This window comes from Sodalis sp. RH15 (assembly GCF_047324255.1).
Taxonomy (GTDB): domain Bacteria; phylum Pseudomonadota; class Gammaproteobacteria; order Enterobacterales; family Enterobacteriaceae; genus Acerihabitans; species Acerihabitans ligni.
This window is the reverse complement of sequence record NZ_CP178738.1, coordinates 4557806-4574907: the sequence shown is the minus strand read 5'-3', so window position 1 is coordinate 4574907 and position 17102 is coordinate 4557806. Positions and strand designations below refer to the sequence as shown.

At 52.7% G+C, this 17102-nt stretch carries 14 protein-coding genes; 12 read left to right on the top strand and 2 right to left on the bottom strand.

Annotated features, from left to right (window positions below; all coding sequences use genetic code 11):
• Window positions 1-16: 16 nt before the first annotated feature.
• Window positions 17-1618 (bottom strand): L-aspartate oxidase, encoded by a 1602-nt coding sequence (gene nadB / locus ACL2XO_RS20750; protein WP_203524611.1) that lies wholly within the window; start codon window positions 1616-1618, stop codon window positions 17-19.
• A 420-nt stretch (window positions 1619-2038) separates the two neighbouring features.
• Between nadB and rpoE the strand changes: the two genes are divergently transcribed.
• The 11 genes from rpoE to acpS all read left to right on the top strand — a co-directional run bounded on the left by rpoE (window position 2039) and on the right by acpS (window position 11913).
• Window positions 2039-2614, top strand: a complete 576-nt coding sequence (rpoE, locus tag ACL2XO_RS20745) for an RNA polymerase sigma factor RpoE (protein ID WP_132926545.1) — start codon at window positions 2039-2041, stop codon at window positions 2612-2614.
• 28 nt (window positions 2615-2642) lie between these two features.
• The gene (rseA, locus tag ACL2XO_RS20740) at window positions 2643-3302 is read left to right on the top strand and encodes an anti-sigma-E factor RseA (RefSeq protein ID WP_413725262.1); all 660 of its coding nucleotides are present in this window, start codon (window positions 2643-2645) and stop codon (window positions 3300-3302) included.
• Complete coding sequence (gene rseB, locus ACL2XO_RS20735) at window positions 3302-4324, top strand: sigma-E factor regulatory protein RseB (RefSeq protein WP_413725260.1); 1023 nt, start codon at window positions 3302-3304, stop codon at window positions 4322-4324. The genes rseA and rseB overlap by 1 nt, the downstream gene beginning before the upstream one ends.
• On the top strand, window positions 4321-4788 hold the full coding sequence (gene rseC / locus ACL2XO_RS20730) for a SoxR-reducing system protein RseC (RefSeq protein ID WP_132926551.1): 468 nt from the start codon (window positions 4321-4323) through the stop codon (window positions 4786-4788). Before rseB ends, rseC begins: the two co-directional genes overlap by 4 nt.
• Before the next feature lie 386 nt (window positions 4789-5174).
• A complete protein-coding gene (lepA, locus tag ACL2XO_RS20725) occupies window positions 5175-6974 on the top strand; it encodes a translation elongation factor 4 (RefSeq protein WP_132926553.1) in 1800 nt (599 codons plus the stop codon).
• Between the two features lie 15 nt (window positions 6975-6989).
• Window positions 6990-7952 carry a signal peptidase I gene (lepB, locus tag ACL2XO_RS20720; protein WP_413725258.1) on the top strand — a complete coding sequence of 321 codons (963 nt, stop codon included), beginning with the start codon at window positions 6990-6992 and terminating at the stop codon, window positions 7950-7952.
• Window positions 7953-8304: 352 nt separating this feature from the next.
• Complete coding sequence (rnc, locus tag ACL2XO_RS20715; RefSeq protein ID WP_132926557.1) at window positions 8305-8985, top strand: ribonuclease III; 681 nt, start codon at window positions 8305-8307, stop codon at window positions 8983-8985.
• Window positions 8982-9887, top strand: a complete 906-nt coding sequence (gene era / locus ACL2XO_RS20710) for a GTPase Era (protein ID WP_203524606.1) — start codon at window positions 8982-8984, stop codon at window positions 9885-9887. Before rnc ends, era begins: the two co-directional genes overlap by 4 nt.
• 11 nt (window positions 9888-9898) lie before the next feature.
• Window positions 9899-10645, top strand: coding sequence for a DNA repair protein RecO (gene recO, locus ACL2XO_RS20705; RefSeq protein ID WP_413741417.1), 747 nt, complete (start codon window positions 9899-9901; stop codon window positions 10643-10645).
• Between the two features lie 138 nt (window positions 10646-10783).
• Window positions 10784-11515, top strand: a complete 732-nt coding sequence (pdxJ, locus tag ACL2XO_RS20700) for a pyridoxine 5'-phosphate synthase (protein ID WP_413741416.1) — start codon at window positions 10784-10786, stop codon at window positions 11513-11515.
• Window positions 11515-11913 (top strand): holo-ACP synthase, encoded by a 399-nt coding sequence (gene acpS / locus ACL2XO_RS20695; RefSeq protein ID WP_413725255.1) that lies wholly within the window; start codon window positions 11515-11517, stop codon window positions 11911-11913. Before pdxJ ends, acpS begins: the two co-directional genes overlap by 1 nt.
• A gap of 44 nt (window positions 11914-11957) precedes the next feature.
• On the opposite strand, the gene ACL2XO_RS20690 is transcribed toward acpS, so the two are convergent.
• Complete coding sequence (locus ACL2XO_RS20690; protein ID WP_413725254.1) at window positions 11958-12218, bottom strand: YfhL family 4Fe-4S dicluster ferredoxin; 261 nt, start codon at window positions 12216-12218, stop codon at window positions 11958-11960.
• Between the two features lie 383 nt (window positions 12219-12601).
• Between ACL2XO_RS20690 and ACL2XO_RS20685 the strand changes: the two genes are divergently transcribed.
• Window positions 12602-17038 (top strand): glycosyltransferase, encoded by a 4437-nt coding sequence (locus ACL2XO_RS20685; protein ID WP_413741415.1) that lies wholly within the window; start codon window positions 12602-12604, stop codon window positions 17036-17038.
• The last annotated feature ends 64 nt before the right edge of the window (window positions 17039-17102 follow it).

Here is a 17102-nt window from a genome sequence, read left to right as displayed (position 1 = left end):
AGGGGCAGGACGTTAATCAGGGGTGCAAAATGGTGGGCTGCGGATTTTCCAGCATATCCGGATAGTCCAGGGTGTAATGCAGGCCCCGGCTCTCCTTTCGCAGCATGGCGCTTTTTACAATCAGTTCCGCCACCTGGATCAGGTTGCGCACCTCAAGCAGATTATTGGAGATGCGGAAATTGGAGTAATACTCGTCTATTTCCCGCTGCAGCAGATTGATCCGGTGCAAGGCCCGTTCCAGCCTTTTGGTGGTGCGCACGATGCCCACATAGTCCCACATGAACAGGCGCAGTTCGTGCCAGTTATGCTGCAGGACCACTTCTTCATCGGAGTTGCTGACCCGGCTTTCATCCCAGGGCGGCAGCTGTTTTGCCTGTTTGACGGTGGGCAGGCGCGTGATGATATCCTCCGAGGCGGACCAGCCATAGACCAGGCACTCCAGCAAGGAGTTGGACGCCAGGCGGTTGGCCCCGTGCAGGCCGGTATAACTCACTTCGCCGATGGCGTATAACCCGTCAAGATCGGTACGTCCGCGCTGATCCACCATCACGCCGCCGCAGGTATAGTGCGCCGCCGGCACGATGGGAATAGGCTCTTTGGTTAAATCGATATCAAGGGTAAGCAGCTTTTGATAGATCATCGGGAAATGATGCTGGATAAACTCCGCCGGCTTGTGGCTGATATCCAGGTACATGCAGTCGGCCCCCAGGCGTTTCATTTCGTGGTCGATGGCGCGGGCCACGATATCCCGCGGCGCCAGTTCTCCCCGTTCGTCGAAATCGGGCATGAAACGCGAGCCGTCGGGACGCTTGAGCAGCGCTCCCTCGCCGCGCAGGGCTTCGGTCAGCAGGAAATTACGCGCCTGGGGATGAAACAGGCAGGTGGGGTGAAATTGGTTGAATTCAAGATTGGCCACCCGGCAGCCGGCTCGCCAGGCCATGGCGATCCCGTCCCCCGAGGAAATATCGGGGTTGGTGGTGTATTGGTAGACTTTTGACGAACCGCCGGTGGCCAGCACCACGGTCTTCGCCCGGCAGGTTTCCACCCGTTCCTTTTCACGGTTCCAGATATACGCACCCACCACCCGCCGGGTACCGGTCAGCCCGATTTTATTGGAGCTTATCAGGTCCACCGCGTTGCAGCGCTCCATAATATGGATATTCGGATGGTTGGCCGCTTTCTCCACCAGAGTGGTTTCCACCTCTTTGCCGGTGGCGTCCGCCGCGTGCAAAATCCTGCGGTGGCTATGGCCGCCTTCTCGGGTCAGATGATAATGCTCCTTGGTATCACTGCTGGTTTCGGTATCGAACAAAACCCCTTGGTCAATCAACCATTGGACGCAGTGGCGGGCGTTGCCGGCGATAAATTCCACCGCTTCGCGATCGCACAGCCCGGCGCCGGCGATAAGCGTATCTTCCACATGGGAATCAATGGTGTCGGTTTCGTCAAACACCGCGGCGATGCCGCCCTGGGCGTAATAGGTGGATCCTTCGCTGAGCGGCCCTTTGCTCAGTACCATGACCTGACAATGCCCGGCCAGGCGCAAGGCCAGCGAAAGCCCGGCCGCACCGCTGCCAATGACCAATACATCGGTTACATGTTCAGTTGAGGGTTGCATTTGGATGGTGTTTACCCAATAAGAAATTACAGTTTTCCGATGGTAGCACTCAATGATTTAGGGCTAAACCGCTAATTGCTGATATTTTACCCATGACAATTTTCTCTTCTTTACTGACAGCCGTCGCAATACCGGGTAACCTGCGCTGTTGATACGGTGCCGGACCGGATTTTATGATCTGGTCGCGTGATTTCAGGAATCTAACACTAAAAATATTTTTTTCATGATAGTCTGACTGACACCCGGCCCGAGAGCCGGTGCGCCGATAGCCGTCTCCCATTGAATCCAAAAAAATACAGGTGGGACGGAACTTCATGGTTAGCATAAACTCCAAGCGGGAGCTTGCTCGTGTTATTGGTTTAGTGGCTGGCGGTACTATTTTTTTCGCGTGGAGATAAATTTGGGGAGAATTTACCTCGGATGAGCGAGCAGTTAACGGATCAGGTGCTGGTTGAACGGGTGCAGAAAGGCGACCAAAAAGCGTTCAATTTACTGGTCGTTCGTTACCAGCATAAAGTAGCGAGCCTGGTGTCGCGTTACGTTCCCCAAGGGGACGTACCTGATGTGGCCCAGGAGTCGTTTATCAAGGCGTATCGCGCCCTGGACTCTTTTCGCGGGGACAGCGCTTTTTATACATGGCTGTATCGAATCGCCGTAAACACGGCGAAAAATTATCTGGTAGCTCAGGGACGGCGTCCGCCGGCCAGCGATGTGGACGCCAATGATGCCGAAAATTACGAAAGTGCCGGCGCATTGAAAGAAATATCGAACCCTGAGAATTTAATGTTGTCTGAAGAATTGCGACAGATAGTGTTTCGCACTATTGAAGGGCTTCCTGAAGATTTACGTATGGCCATTACGCTTCGGGAACTGGATGGTTTAAGCTATGAAGAGATAGCGTCCATCATGGATTGCCCCGTGGGAACGGTAAGATCGCGTATCTTCCGTGCACGCGAAGCTATTGATAATAAAATTCAACCGCTGATTCAGCGATAACGATGGCGGCAGGAGAAGGTGCCCACGCATGCGTAATGAAAAGCTTTCGGCTCTTATGGATGGTGAACTGTTCGATAATGAACTGATTAACGCGTTATCGAAAGATGACTCGTTACGGCAGAGCTGGCAACGGTATCATCTGATCCGCGATACAATGCGTGGTGATATTGGTGAAACCCTTCATCTTGATATCGCCGATCGTGTCGCGGCCGCAATTGCCCAGGAACCTGTACGCCTGGTGCCTGTCTCGGTGAAAGAGTCGCAGCCCCGGCCGGAAACCTGGCACAAGCTGCCGTTCTGGCGCAAGGCGAGCCCCTGGGTTGCCCATGTGACCCAAATCGGTTTGGCGGCCTGCGTGTCTCTGGCGGTCATCGTCGGCGTTCAGCACTATAACCGTCCGGTCAACGATGCGCAGCCGGAAGCGCCGGTATTCAACACCTTGCCCATGATGGGCCAGGCGTCCCCCGTCAGCCTGGGTGTCCCTTCAGGCGGCGCGGTTGCCGATACCGGTTCGCAGCAGCAGCAGCAGCAGGTGCAGGAACAGCGCAAACGCATCAACGCAATCTTTCAGGATTTCGAATTGCAGCGTCGGGTGCATTCAACGCAATTGCAATTCGACCAGCATGAAGCCCAGCAAGCAGCGGTTCAGGTCCCGGGAACACAGTCATTAGGAATGCAGCCTCAGTAATGAAGCAATTTTGGTGTGCCGTTTGTTTAATGACAAGCGGCTTGCTCTATGCGACAAATGCCCCGGCCGAGGCTACCGCTTCCGTTCCCTCCGGGGCACCTGCTTCCGCCCCCGCAGGGGCTCCTGCCCCCATTACCGCCCCCGGCGTCTTGCTTCAGCAGATGAGCCAGGCAAGCAAATCATTAAGCTATGAATTTGCTTACGTCAGCGTCAGCAAGCAGGGTGTGGATTCTTTGCGTTTTCGTCACGCCCTGTTTGAAAAACGTCCGTTTGCACAGCTGCTGCAAATGGATGGCCCCCGGCTTGAAATCCTTCAGCGGGGCGACGAAATCAGTTATTTCGAACCCGGCCTCGAACCCTTTACACTCTCCGGCGATCATATCGTTGATTCTCTTCCTTCTATCGTTTACGCTGATTTTGGGCGTCTGGCGCAGTTCTACGATTTTATTCCCGTAGGGCGGACGCGAGTCTCCGATCGCTTATGCGATGTGGTGCGCATAGTAGCGCGGGACAGTACCCGGTTTGGTTACGTGGTGTGGATCGACTCCGAGACGAAACTGCCTTTACGTGTCGATTTGCTGGATCGCGACGGTGAGGCGCTGGAACAATTCCGGGTGATCTCATTTGTCGTCGACCCGCAGGTCATGGACATGATGCAGGGTCTGGACAAAGTGAATCTACCTCCGTTGCTGGCGGTGCCGGCCTCGGAAAAGTCACAGTTTGATTGGAACACCAACTGGCTGCCGGCGGGTACCGCTGAAGTCTCGCGCAGTCGCCGTACGCTGCCGGGCATTAACGTGCCCATTGAAGCCAGGCTGTATTCCGACGGGTTATTCAGTTTCGCGGTGAATATCAACCAGGCCACCGCGGCGGACAGCAGCGCGGAGCGGTATATCCGCACCGGCAGGCGCACGGTCTATACCGATATTCGCAACAATACAGAAATCACCGTAGTCGGTGAATTGCCTCCGGCAACCGCAAAGCGTATCGCCGACAGCGTGGTGTTTAAGGCGCAACCATGATTAAAGAATGGGCAACGGTTATCTCCTGGCAGCAAGGTATTGCGCAACTGCGTTGCGAGCAAAGCTCGGGTTGCGGCAGCTGTCATTCCCGCAGCAGCTGCGGCACCAGCATCCTCAATAAAATGGGGGCCGATTCGTCGCACCAGCTGCGCGTGGAAAGCAAGCACCCTCTGGTGCCCGGCCAGCGGGTGGAAGTGGGCATCACCGAAAGCAGCCTGATCCGTTCGGCTTTGCTGGTGTATATGCTGCCTCTGGTGGGCTTAATCGGCTGCGCGTCAATCCTGCAGGGCCTCTTCCACACCGATATCGCCGCCGCATTGGGTGGGCTGCTGGGGGGGGCCGGCGGTATGCTGCTGGCGCGTTTTCTGGCGCAGCGCATCGGCAACCAGATTGAATATCAACCGGTGATTTTGCAAATCGCTCTGCCGCCGGCTTCCCTCTCTTTCCGTCGGGAAAAAGAGTAGCTTGACGGTGACGGGCCGCCGCCGGCCCTGTTGCCTTATAACGGGCCGCTGCCTGGACGCTATCTCAACAGCTCCGGGCTACTCCCTATTCGTCAATGGTCCGCGTTCGCGGGCGTGTATCGCATTCCAACCTCCCGCTTTAAATCAATTTACAACCTTCCGGCGGTTTGTCGGGAAGCGGCTGATGCCGGAAGTGTCATAGGAACAAGGAGTGGGGTAATAATCCGATGACAAGGCCCCAGCCGGATCTTCCTCGGCTGCCTTTCTTGGTTTCCGCTTTCAGTGTAAGATGCGACGATGTTTTTACGGGTAATCGTGTTGCTATATCCATCCCCGTTTCCATTGGAATATTTTTTAGCGTTAAAATTTGAGAAAAATTCATATAAATGAAGCATATAAGAAACTTTTCAATAATCGCCCATATCGACCACGGTAAGTCGACTCTCTCCGATCGCCTGATCCAAACCTGCGGCGGTTTGGCCGAGCGGGAAATGGAAGCCCAGGTATTGGACTCCATGGATTTGGAGCGTGAGCGCGGCATTACCATCAAGGCCCAGAGCGTAACGCTGGATTATAAAGCCAATGACGGTCAGATTTACCAACTGAACTTTATCGATACTCCCGGACATGTGGACTTTTCCTACGAAGTGTCTCGCTCCCTGGCGGCCTGCGAAGGGGCCTTGCTGGTGGTGGACGCGGGGCAGGGCGTGGAGGCGCAGACTCTCGCCAACTGCTATACCGCCATGGAAATGAATCTGGAAGTCGTGCCGGTATTGAACAAGATCGATCTGCCCGCCGCCGATCCCGAGCGAGTGGCGCAGGAAATCGAGGATATCGTCGGCATCGACGCCACCGACGCGGTGCGCTGTTCGGCCAAGACCGGCGAAGGCGTGCCGGAAGTGCTGGAGCGGCTGGTGCGCGACATCCCACCGCCCCAAGGCTCCCCGGAGGGGCCGCTGCAGGCGCTGATCATCGATTCGTGGTTTGACAACTATCTGGGCGTGGTGTCGCTGATCCGGGTAAAAAACGGCACGCTGCGCAAGGGCGATAAAGTCAAGGTCATGAGTACCGGCCAGAGCTACAATGCCGACCGGCTGGGCATTTTCACGCCGAAGCGGGTGGACCGGGACATCCTGAACTGCGGCGAGGTGGGTTGGCTGGTTTGCGCCATCAAGGATATCCTGGGGGCGCCGGTGGGGGATACCCTGACCCTGGCCCGCCAACCGGCGGAAAAGGCCCTGCCGGGCTTCAAGAAAGTGAAGCCGCAGGTCTATGCCGGCATGTTCACCATCAGCTCCGACGATTATGAAGCCTTCCGCGATGCTCTCGGGAAGCTGAGCCTGAACGACGCTTCGCTGTTCTACGAGCCGGAGAGCTCCACCGCCCTGGGTTTTGGTTTTCGCTGCGGTTTCCTGGGCTTGCTGCATATGGAAATCATACAGGAGCGACTGGAGCGGGAATACGATCTGGAGCTTATCACCACCGCGCCGACGGTTATCTACGAAGTGGTGACCACGGATAACCAGACCCAGTACGTGGACAGCCCGTCCAAGCTGCCGCCCCTGAACAATATTCTTGAGTTGCGCGAACCCATCGCGGAATGCCATATGTTGTTGCCGCAGGAGTTCCTCGGCAATGTCATTACCCTTTGTATCGAAAAGCGCGGAATGCAGACCAATATGGTCTATCACGGCAACCAGGTGGCGCTCACTTACGAAATTCCCATGTCGGAAGTGGTCCTGGACTTTTTCGATCGGCTGAAATCCACCTCCCGCGGCTATGCTTCGCTGGATTACGGTTTCAAGCGTTTCCAAACCTCCGATATGGTTCGGGTGGATATCCTCATTAACGGAGAACGGGTAGACGCCCTGGCGTTAATTACCCATCGTGATAATTCACAGCGTCGCGGGCGCGAAATCGTGGAGAAAATGCAGGAACTCATCCCCCGGCAGCAGTTTGATATCGCCATTCAGGCGGCTATCGGCAACCACATTATTGCCCGTTCCACTATTAAGCAATTGCGTAAAAACGTACTGGCGAAATGTTACGGCGGCGATGTCAGCCGCAAGAAGAAATTGTTGCAAAAGCAAAAAGAAGGCAAGAAGCGCATGAAGCAGGTTGGTAACGTGGAGCTGCCGCAGGAAGCCTTTTTGGCTATTCTGCACGTCGGCAAAGACAGTAAATGAGTTTGAGGAGTTAGCATGGCGAATATGTTTGCCTTGATCCTGGCAATAGCGACCTTGATAACCGGTATTATCTGGTGCGTGGATCGATTTAAACTGGCACCGGCACGCCGGATGAAACAAGCGCAAGCCACGCTTGATACCGGCGTTCCGGTCGCTGGTAAAGCCGTGCCGAAAAAAGTCGGCCAGCCCGGCTGGATTGAAACCTGTGCTTCGATTTTTCCGGTATTGCTGGTGGTATTTGTAGTCCGCTCTTTTATTTATGAGCCGTTTCAAATCCCGTCGGGCTCAATGATGCCGACGTTATTGGTAGGGGATTTCATCCTGGTGGAAAAATTCGCCTACGGGATCAAAAATCCCATTACCCAAGCCACGCTGATCCCCACCGGGCATCCGCAGCGCGGCGATGTGGTGGTATTCAAATATCCCCTTGACCCGACGCTGGACTATATCAAACGAGTGATTGGTCTGCCCGGCGACCGCGTCAGTTACGATCCGCTGTCAAAAACCGTGACGGTTCATCCGGGGTGCGGCAATAGTCCTACCTGCAACAGCGCATTGCCGGTGACCTATAGCGAAATGGCTCCCAGCGATTTTGTCCAGACCTTTGATTCCACCGGCAACGGCGAATCCTCCTCCGGCTTTTTGGAAGTGGCGCCGGACCAGTCGGTGGATGACGGTATCCGCCTGGCGCAGCGCATCGAGACCCTGGGCGACATATCCCATCGTATTCTGACCGTTCCCGGCCAGCAGGATCAGATGAATCTCTATTACCAGCAGCGGATGGAGTGGGTAGTGCCCGACGGGGAGTATTTCATGATGGGCGATAATCGCGATGATAGCGCCGATAGCCGTTATTGGGGTTTTGTCCCGGAAAGAAATCTGGTGGGCAAAGCGACGGCGATTTGGATGAGTTTTGAAAAACAAGAAGGGAAATGGCCTACCGGCGTTCGTTTAAGACGTATCGGCGGTATTCATTAATCAAATCTCTTTTTAAGCGAAGCATTATCGCGCCACCCGTTGTAGAATATACATAATAGCTTTCAGGCTGCGGCCATCACGGCCGCGGCTTGAAAGATGAAGGTAGTATACCCAATAGCTTTCGAGTTGCAGCAAGGCGGCAAGGTTGTGAACCCGATGAGCTTACTTAGGTAAGTGATTCGGGTGAACAAGTGTAGCCAACACAGCTGCGGCTTGAAAGATGAAGGTTATAACAGACTGGTTCCCGGTAAGGGCGCCACTGCAAACGAAACAGTTTTGGCGTGGCTTAGCTCAAGCAGACCTGTTCCGTATGCTGTAGTTATTTGACGCATGGTTGAGTTATTGGTAACGCATGAACCCCATCTTAATTAATAGGCTCCAGAAGAAACTGGGCTACACTTTTCAGCAGAACGAGCTCCTGTTACAGGCTTTGACACACCGAAGCGCCAGCAGCAAACATAATGAACGGCTGGAATTTCTTGGTGACTCAATATTGAGTTTTGTCATCGCCAATGCGCTGTATCTTCGTTTCCCGCGGGTAGACGAAGGTGATATGAGCCGCATGCGCGCGACGCTGGTGCGGGGCAATACCCTGGCGGAAATGGCCCGCGAGTTCGAACTGGGAGAGTGCCTGCGGCTGGGACCCGGAGAGTTGAAGAGCGGCGGGTTTCGTCGTGAATCCATTCTGGCCGATACCGTGGAGGCCCTGATCGGCGGGATTTTTCTCGATAGCGACATTCAGAATATCGAGCGTCTGATCCTTAACTGGTATCGCAGCCGCCTGGATGAAATCAGTCCCGGCGACAAGCAAAAGGACCCAAAGACCCGTCTGCAGGAGTATTTGCAGGGGCGTCATTTGCCGTTACCTACTTATCTGGTGGTTCAGGTTCGTGGCGAGGCGCATGATCAGGAATTTACTATTCACTGCCATGTCAGCGGCTTGTCGGAACCCGTGGTGGGTAACGGATCCAGCCGTCGTAAAGCCGAACAATCAGCCGCCGAGCAGGCGCTGAAAGAGCTGGAGCTTGAATGAGCGAAGAAATAACCTATTGCGGATTTGTGGCCATTGTCGGACGGCCCAACGTGGGCAAGTCCACCCTGCTGAACCAGTTCCTGGGGCAGAAGGTTTCCATTACCTCCCGTAAGCCGCAGACCACCCGCCACCGCATTATGGGTATCCATACCGAGGGGCCTTACCAGGCCATTTATGTGGATACTCCCGGGCTGCACATTGAAGAAAAGCGCGCCATCAACCGCTTGATGAACCGTGCCGCCAGCAGCTCCATGGGTGATGTGGAACTGGTTATTTTTGTGGTGGAAGGCACTCACTGGACCGATGATGACGAGATGGTGGTGAACAAACTGCGCGATGTCCATTGTCCGGTGGTGCTGGCCATTAATAAAGTGGATAACGTCACCGACAAAAGCCGGCTGCTGCCCCATATGAATTTCCTCAGCCAGCAGCTGAATTTTCACGATGTGGTGCCCATTTGCGCCGAAACCGGGATGAATGTCGACACGCTGGCGGCTATTGTGCGCAAGTGCCTGCCCGAGGGCGTGCATCAGTTTCCCGAAGAGTACATTACCGATCGCTCGCAGCGTTTCATGGCCTCCGAGATTATCCGTGAAAAACTCATGCGCTACCTGGGCGAAGAATTGCCTTATTCGGTCACCGTGGAAATCGAGAGTTTTGTCACCAACGAACGTGGCGGTTTTGATATCCATGGCCTGATCCTGGTGGAGCGCGAAGGCCAGAAAAAAATGGTTATCGGCAACAAGGGCAGCAAGATCAAAACCATCGGTATCGAAGCCCGTCAGGATATGGAAACGATGTTCGAGAACAAAGTGCATCTCGAGCTCTGGGTTAAGGTGAAATCCGGCTGGGCCGATGACGAGCGGGCCTTGCGCAGTCTAGGTTACGGCGAAGATCTCTGAGGGAATAGCCGATGGAGGGCTGGCAGCGCGCGTTTGTCCTGCATGGACGACCTTATAGCGAAACCAGCTTGCTGTTGGATTTTTTTACCGAAAACGACGGGCGGGTGCGGATCCTGGCCAAAGGAGCGCGCTCCCGCCGCTCCGCCTTGAAAGGTGTTCTGCAACCCTTCACGCCGCTGCTTATCCGCTGGAGCGGGCGGGGCGAAGTCAAAACCCTGAGCAATGCCGAGCCTGTCTCCCTGGGCCTGCCGTTAACCGGCCTGATGCTCTACAGCGGGTTGTATGCCAATGAGCTGCTGTCACGGGTAATGGCCTACGGCACCGACTACTCCTCCCTGTTCTTTGATTATCTGCAATGTTTGCAGTCACTTGCGGCCGCTACCGGATCCCCCGAGCCCACCCTAAGGCGATTTGAGCTGTCGCTGCTCCATCACCTGGGCTACGGCGTGGATTTCCTGCACTGTGCCGCTACCGGCCTGCCGGTGGATGATGATATGACTTACCGCTTCCGGGAAGAAAAAGGTTTTATAGCCAGCGTCGTCATCGACCACTACAGCTTTACCGGACGTGAGCTGCAGGCGCTGGCCGCCGGACATTTTCCCGATATGGAAACGCTGCGCGCCGCTAAACGGTTTACCCGCATGGCGCTTAAACCCTATCTGGGGGGTAAGCCCTTAAAAAGCCGTGAGCTTTTCGGCCAGTTTATGGTAAATAAAATCCCGCCTAAGCCGTTGCCCGACAACGGCACGCCCGGTTAAACTGGCCGGGGCCGTTTCGGTGCCGGGATAATCCACCGCGCTAAGCATAAACAGACTAGTGCGGGCATATAGATGTAAATGATAGGTGTAGGCCGGCAGGTCTAGGCTGATAAGGTTGACTGAGTACAGAGGAATGCTATGTCCGGTTTGCTGTTAGGCGTGAACATTGATCATATTGCCACCTTGCGCAACGCGCGGGGCACGAATTACCCCGATCCGGTACAGGCGGCCTTTATCGCCGAGCAGGCGGGTGCGGATGGTATCACCGTTCATTTGCGCGAAGACCGCCGCCATATTACCGACCGCGATGTCCGTTTACTGCGCCAGACCATCCAGACCCGGATGAATCTGGAAATGGCGGTGACCAGCGAAATGATCGCCATTGCCTGTGAGTTGCGGCCGCATTTTTGCTGCCTGGTACCGGAAAAACGCCAGGAAGTGACCACTGAAGGCGGCCTTGACGTTGCCGGCCAAATCGACAAGATGAGAGATGCGGTGGCTCGTTTATCTGCGGCCGGCATTCAGGTGTCGTTATTTATTGATCCCGATGAAAAACAAATTGCGGCGGCGGTGGCGGTGGGTGCGCCCTATATCGAAATACACACCGGCGCATACGCCGATGCCGCTGATGAAGCCGCCCGGCTGACGGAGTTCGAGCGTATACGCCTGGGGGCGGTGTTTGCCGAGCGCCAGGGACTCAAAGTCAACGCCGGTCACGGCCTGACCTACCAGAATGTCCAGCTCATCGCCGCGCTGCCGCAAATGCACGAACTGAACATTGGTCATTCCATCATCGGCCGCGGGGTGATGAGCGGTTTGGCCGAGGCGGTGTCCGAAATGAAGCGGCTGATGCTCAAGGCGCGCGCCTGATGCCTATCCTTGGGATCGGCACCGATATCGTTGAAATCGAGCGTATCGAAGCGGTGGTGGCGCGCAGCGGCGACCGTTTTGCTCGCCGTATCCTTAGCGAGGCCGAATGGGCGCAATACCTTAAGCATAAGCGGCCCATCCGCTTTCTGGCCAAACGCTTTGCGGTAAAGGAGGCGGCGGCGAAGGCGTTCGGCACCGGTATTCGCAACGGCCTGGCGTTTGCGCATTTTGAAGTAAACAACGACGTGTTGGGTAAGCCCGGTTTGACGCTACATCTACAGGCCGCCGAGCTGGCGGCAAACCTGAAGGTGACGCAAATCCACGTGACGCTGGCGGATGAGCGCCATTATGCCTGCGCCACCGTTATCATCGAATATCAAGAAAGCCCCCAGGCCTAACGGCTAATGCCGCCGCTTGAGTGGACGACGAGACGGTGGATAAACTACAATCGATCGCTGTGGTACATCATCACGAATTTTTCCCACAGCTGCTCGTTGCTTTCCAAAACGGCCGGGTCCGCAATGATGGTGTTATCAATAGGGCACACTTTCTGGCAGGTAGGTGTCTCGTAATGACCGACGCATTCAGTGCAGCGGTTCGGGTCGATTTCATAGATCTCAGGCCCCATGCTGATAGCCTGGTTCGGACACTCGGGCTCGCACATGTCGCAGTTAATACACTTCTTGGTAATCAATAAAGCCATATCACTTTTGCACCCATTAACGGCCGGGACTTGTTCAGCCGTATCATCCGCGCACATTACCACAAAGCCGGGCAAACGCCAATAATGTCCTCTATTGCCGGGCCCGCACCTCGTGGCGCCCTTATGTGTCGAGATAAACGTCGTCCAGCGACTCGGCGTTATTTGAGCAATCCCTATTATTTAGCAAAAACGCTATGCAGCTTATCGGGTTTAGCATATTCTGAATAAGCCGGTTTTTCACTGACCTCGCGCCCTTAATCGTTTCAAAATAAATTAGAAGTTGCAGAGTTATATACCAATTCCACTAAAATATACATGTTATAAATTAGTCATTGTTAGTATTGAAAAAATTGATTTAATATTAATAACCAATGGGGCTAATAATGAAGTTGAATGATAAGGATATCTATCGACAAAATATCGGGATATATCATAATAAAACTCATAAATATATGAGCGATAAAAAGCTGACAACCAGATTACATTATTTATCTAATCATCCAGGGGATGCCGCTGCGAATTGCCGGGCAAACCTGATGCTGCATATGCTGTTGTGGGTGACCAATGCGGCAGAGCCAATGGTTTTTTCCCCTTCTGCCCGGCGAATGAAACCAGCGGCCTCGGGGAGTGGTCCTGCTGGTGTTTTCCGGTCGCCGCTAGGCATCGGAATCAAAAAAATATCGCTGTCCACGGTCAATGCGGCGGAAATAACGGCCAATTGCTGCATAAGAAATGATTTTCCGGTGTCTGCGGAATATTTATCGGCGGCCCGCCTTGGCTATGAAGGCCGGGACGATTGTATAACCGGGCAATCGCTGCGAGCATCACGGCGGGCAGATGATAAAAACCATGATAACCAGCCGGGCCGGCGCTGGGCCGGCATTGCCGGTACGTCGACGAATGTCATGACGTTAATATCCACTGCCGCTATGTCGACGATGAAGCGCCTGATGGAAAACAGCGTTTACAAGGTTAAAACCTATATTGATAACATATCGTTATTTCCCTCAGCGTCCGCGGTTGAAGTACCACCTGCCCCGGTGGGCAATCATAGCCTTATCAATGCTCATACCGATAATCTCTATTATCCGAAAAAAAATGCCGCTGCAACTTTACTTAAACAAAATGCGGCCATGTACGGTTTTTTAAATAATATTCCGATAAAGAATCAAGAGAATATCACGCTGGTTGCGGACCTGGTGCGGGACGCGTTGTCGTATATTGCGCTGGAGAAGGTTCATATCCATGAGCTGGCCAGGGTATTATTGGCTTCAGTGGCCTATTATGGCGGCAGCGAAGGCGAGAATATTCCCGGCAATGTCGCAGGAATGGTCGTTCGCCGCTGGTTCCATATGAATGTATTAAACGATACATTTGAAAACTTTTTCACCGGGCAGCTTTCAACCTACCACGACCTTGAAAAGTTATCATTATTATCGTTGGGGACTCGGTTGCACGGCGTTCTGGCGACATATTGGGGCAATCTTACCTCGCAAGACGGTGCGGCGGATAAATCGCAGTGTAAGGAAGAATTGTGGCATCGGATAATTATCCCCGAATTGCCGGTACTGGAATACTGGCAAGAAACCCCCTTTAATAATATTAGTATGACGAGTTTTGAGCTGGGGGGCATACAGGCCGGTTTGATTTTCGCACGCCAAAGCGACATGAATATAGGTAATATAAGTCGTGAAGAAGCCGCGGAATTGGGTGAATTTGTTCAATTGCAGGTTGAAGCCGGTCTGGCTCCCCCACAATGGCTTTTGTTTTATCAATTTCCCGCCTTGGTGAGGTTTATAGCATCACGGGAAGGACATTATCAAAAAGATGAAATTTATGCATCCGCTGTCCACGATGCTTTACAATATTATTTTAAGGAAAAAGAACTTTACTTACAAGCTAGTAATCCTTTCACCGCGCTATCCGTGGCGATGGCAAACTACAAATCGCGAACAGCACTCGCTGAGGAGATTCTCAATAAATCTTGTTCCCAAGTTTCCGCCAGTGAGTATTTGTTAAAAATTACTCCCGATTGCCCCCTTTCCGCGATGCATTCTCTTGATAGCCCTTTAGCCATATCCTATATGCGCCACAATGACGGAGCAACGAGTGCTCGCTTGCTATTCTTTTATCCTGATGAGGCAAGTTACGTTAAATTGCCCAACATCGATGATGTTTTTATCGCACAAAACAAAGCGATAACCGAAAAGTTCAGTGTGGTTGAACGTTTGTTGCTGGGGCTCGCCTGGAGTACCTATTTCCCTACTGACGATAATCACTGGCATGACGTTACCGTGGATAAATATGTGGCTTCTGAGCCCTTGATCAATCCGAAGTTTGGTTTCAAGTATTGCCAAACCCGGTGGTTTCGTGAGAGTCCCGGTTCCTATGCCTTTCCTGCCGACGTTGCAAAGATTATTTTGCATCCTGAAACCGAGCTGTTTGTCATGAACCGGTTTTATCAGGATGTTTTGTATGCTTTGACGCGCAATAATGAGGGCTATCGGATAATCTATCTCTTGCCATTACAGGAATATGCCTCATTAATGCCTGGCAACGGCAGGGTGTCTGTCTGTTTGCTGAAAACAAAAAAGATATTACCGCTTTCCCAGAATTTCGCGAAGCTGATAGAGTCCCTGGTTGCGGATCATGCCGCGCAAATGATGAATAAATTGTATGAAGCGGGTTATGATAAACATGTTCTGCATATGGCAAAAGATTTTTTCCTATCATTGATTCCCTTTTATTCCTGTATTGACGGAATTGCCGAAGATGAAGTGGAAGAGACTGTTTTAGATTGCGCGCTGGATATTGTTTCACTGATACCGGTATTGGGCCAAATAAACCAGCTGATGGCAAAAAGCGGCACGCTGCTTTTGAAAGGCCTGCATACGGCGGGGCGAAACGCGCTCACCATGGCGGCGGCACGTTATACCATGAAGGATATTGCTGCCAGGTCGGCACAGCTTTTACTTGTACATTCTCTTCAGCCTGCCTCGAAAATTGTCTCACTCAATGAGATGATAGCGTTGGCGAAAGGTGCGGCTCGCTTTATGGATCCAGGCTTTGAAATTATTTATTTTGTCGGTAAAAAATCTTTTTATCAGGCCATGTCAGTCAGTAAGCATATGGGAAAGAGCTTACCAAAAATAAAAGCACTCTTTGAACGGACACTGGATACACCGTTGTTATTACCGCCATCGGCGCATTTTGATCCGGTATTTATCATCACCGAGAAAGGCACGGGAAGAAAGATCGGTATTAAACGGCTTGAAGATCAAAAATACCGCGATCGTGAGGTCTATGCCATGAGCAACCTGGAAACAGGCATCCTGTTTGGACCCAAGCTGTTTCTGAGCAAAAAAAATCATTTCAGGGCCATTCCGGTTAAATTCAGCGAAAAGCTGAAAATCATGGGCCATCAAGGACTGGGCGGGAAAGGAGGGCCCCGGGCCGCGGCTAAATGGCGTGGAGATTCCATGGACGCCGCCGGCCATCCTGGCGCCGCCGGACATTCAGGCGCAGCGGATCCCGTTAATGCCGCCGGCCATTCCGGCGCGGCCGGTTCTTCAGATAACGCCGGTTCCGCCCTGCGCGCGATGTCAGCGCCCCTTTCCAATACGCTCACTTCCTTAAAGGCCAAACGGTTGAAGTTCAATGAATATGGATTTTTTGTTGATATGAATGAAATCCGCACGCGAATAAACGGTAAAGCCACCTCGGTAATATACGATCTGTCGCGTAATGTGTTTTACCCGCGCAAGGACAAAACCAAGGTCGAGACGATAATCGAGTTTGTCCCTCAAGATAATTATATGATCAATCCTGACGGTAAACTGGAGAAAACAAACATACTTGAACCGGCTTTAGCTACGCCACAAGACCAATATGAGGGTATCAAGGCATTGGGAATCGATCTCCCGTGGAATAGCTCCCCCATAAAAATTTTGGCGAACTTGAAAAAAAACATTCCGAGAAAAATTACGTCCATTTGGGTCGGAAAGAATGACATACCAGAAAATATTATCAAAAATCTGCAAAATAACGCCCGTATGGCAAAAGAGTTCCCACGTCCCTATGATTTTAAGCTCTATCTTTCCAGCGAAAATAATGATGCCTATGTTCGCAACCTGGCGCGGTTGAAGGAACTGGCGAAAGACGTAGTGGTCATCAATTTAGAATTCACCGATTATTATCATGCTTTTTCACAAACGAAAAATTTCGAGCATTATTCTGCCGCCATCGATGGTAACCGAGGCCGGGCGACCAACTTCGCTTCCGCCTGCGATGTCATTCGATTGGATCTGCTTAATCGCCGGGGAGGGCTTTATATGGATGTGGACGACACGCTTTTTCTTCCCCCCGGACTATTCGATTTCAGCACCAGCCCGGAGGGACTGATATTATCCACGCCGGTTTATCATAGTGCGTTAAATATTAAGGGAAAATACCCAAACAGTAATTGGGGCACCCATGCCAACAATCCGACTTTAGACGCCATGTTGGATGAGAGCTATCGACGTTATATGTCTCATAAAGAATTCTATACCCACAGGCCTTCACTCGAAGATGCAGTTGCTTCCGCCCGCTATGCGTCAACGTTATCCTACCTCACCGGCCCGGATCTTTTTAACCATATCATCGATCAAAACCTGGCCAATGAGAAACAGACCAGGGAAGCGCTGAAGTTATTAAATTTGCCCATCGTAATGGACCGGTCGACCCATGCCAAGTTGGAAGAGTATTGGGATCTTGAAGTTTGCGCATTAAAAAATATCGTACAGGTCGGTAATGCGCATACCTGGCGGCACTCTCGCTAGGGCGAAGACGGAGGGAGAGCGTTGGACTTTAGATATCCCAGAAATCGGAAAACACTCTCCCCAA

Coding starts and splice junctions, on each gene's coding strand:
- nadB (WP_203524611.1), bottom strand. CDS start 1,618: ATGCAACCCTCAACTGAACATGTAACCGATGTATTGGTCATTGGCAGC.
- rpoE (WP_132926545.1), top strand. CDS start 2,039: ATGAGCGAGCAGTTAACGGATCAGGTGCTGGTTGAACGGGTGCAGAAA.
- rseA (WP_413725262.1), top strand. CDS start 2,643: ATGCGTAATGAAAAGCTTTCGGCTCTTATGGATGGTGAACTGTTCGAT.
- rseB (WP_413725260.1), top strand. CDS start 3,302: ATGAAGCAATTTTGGTGTGCCGTTTGTTTAATGACAAGCGGCTTGCTC.
- rseC (WP_132926551.1), top strand. CDS start 4,321: ATGATTAAAGAATGGGCAACGGTTATCTCCTGGCAGCAAGGTATTGCG.
- lepA (WP_132926553.1), top strand. CDS start 5,175: ATGAAGCATATAAGAAACTTTTCAATAATCGCCCATATCGACCACGGT.
- lepB (WP_413725258.1), top strand. CDS start 6,990: ATGGCGAATATGTTTGCCTTGATCCTGGCAATAGCGACCTTGATAACC.
- rnc (WP_132926557.1), top strand. CDS start 8,305: ATGAACCCCATCTTAATTAATAGGCTCCAGAAGAAACTGGGCTACACT.
- era (WP_203524606.1), top strand. CDS start 8,982: ATGAGCGAAGAAATAACCTATTGCGGATTTGTGGCCATTGTCGGACGG.
- recO (WP_413741417.1), top strand. CDS start 9,899: ATGGAGGGCTGGCAGCGCGCGTTTGTCCTGCATGGACGACCTTATAGC.
- pdxJ (WP_413741416.1), top strand. CDS start 10,784: ATGTCCGGTTTGCTGTTAGGCGTGAACATTGATCATATTGCCACCTTG.
- acpS (WP_413725255.1), top strand. CDS start 11,515: ATGCCTATCCTTGGGATCGGCACCGATATCGTTGAAATCGAGCGTATC.
- ACL2XO_RS20690 (WP_413725254.1), bottom strand. CDS start 12,218: ATGGCTTTATTGATTACCAAGAAGTGTATTAACTGCGACATGTGCGAG.
- ACL2XO_RS20685 (WP_413741415.1), top strand. CDS start 12,602: ATGAAGTTGAATGATAAGGATATCTATCGACAAAATATCGGGATATAT.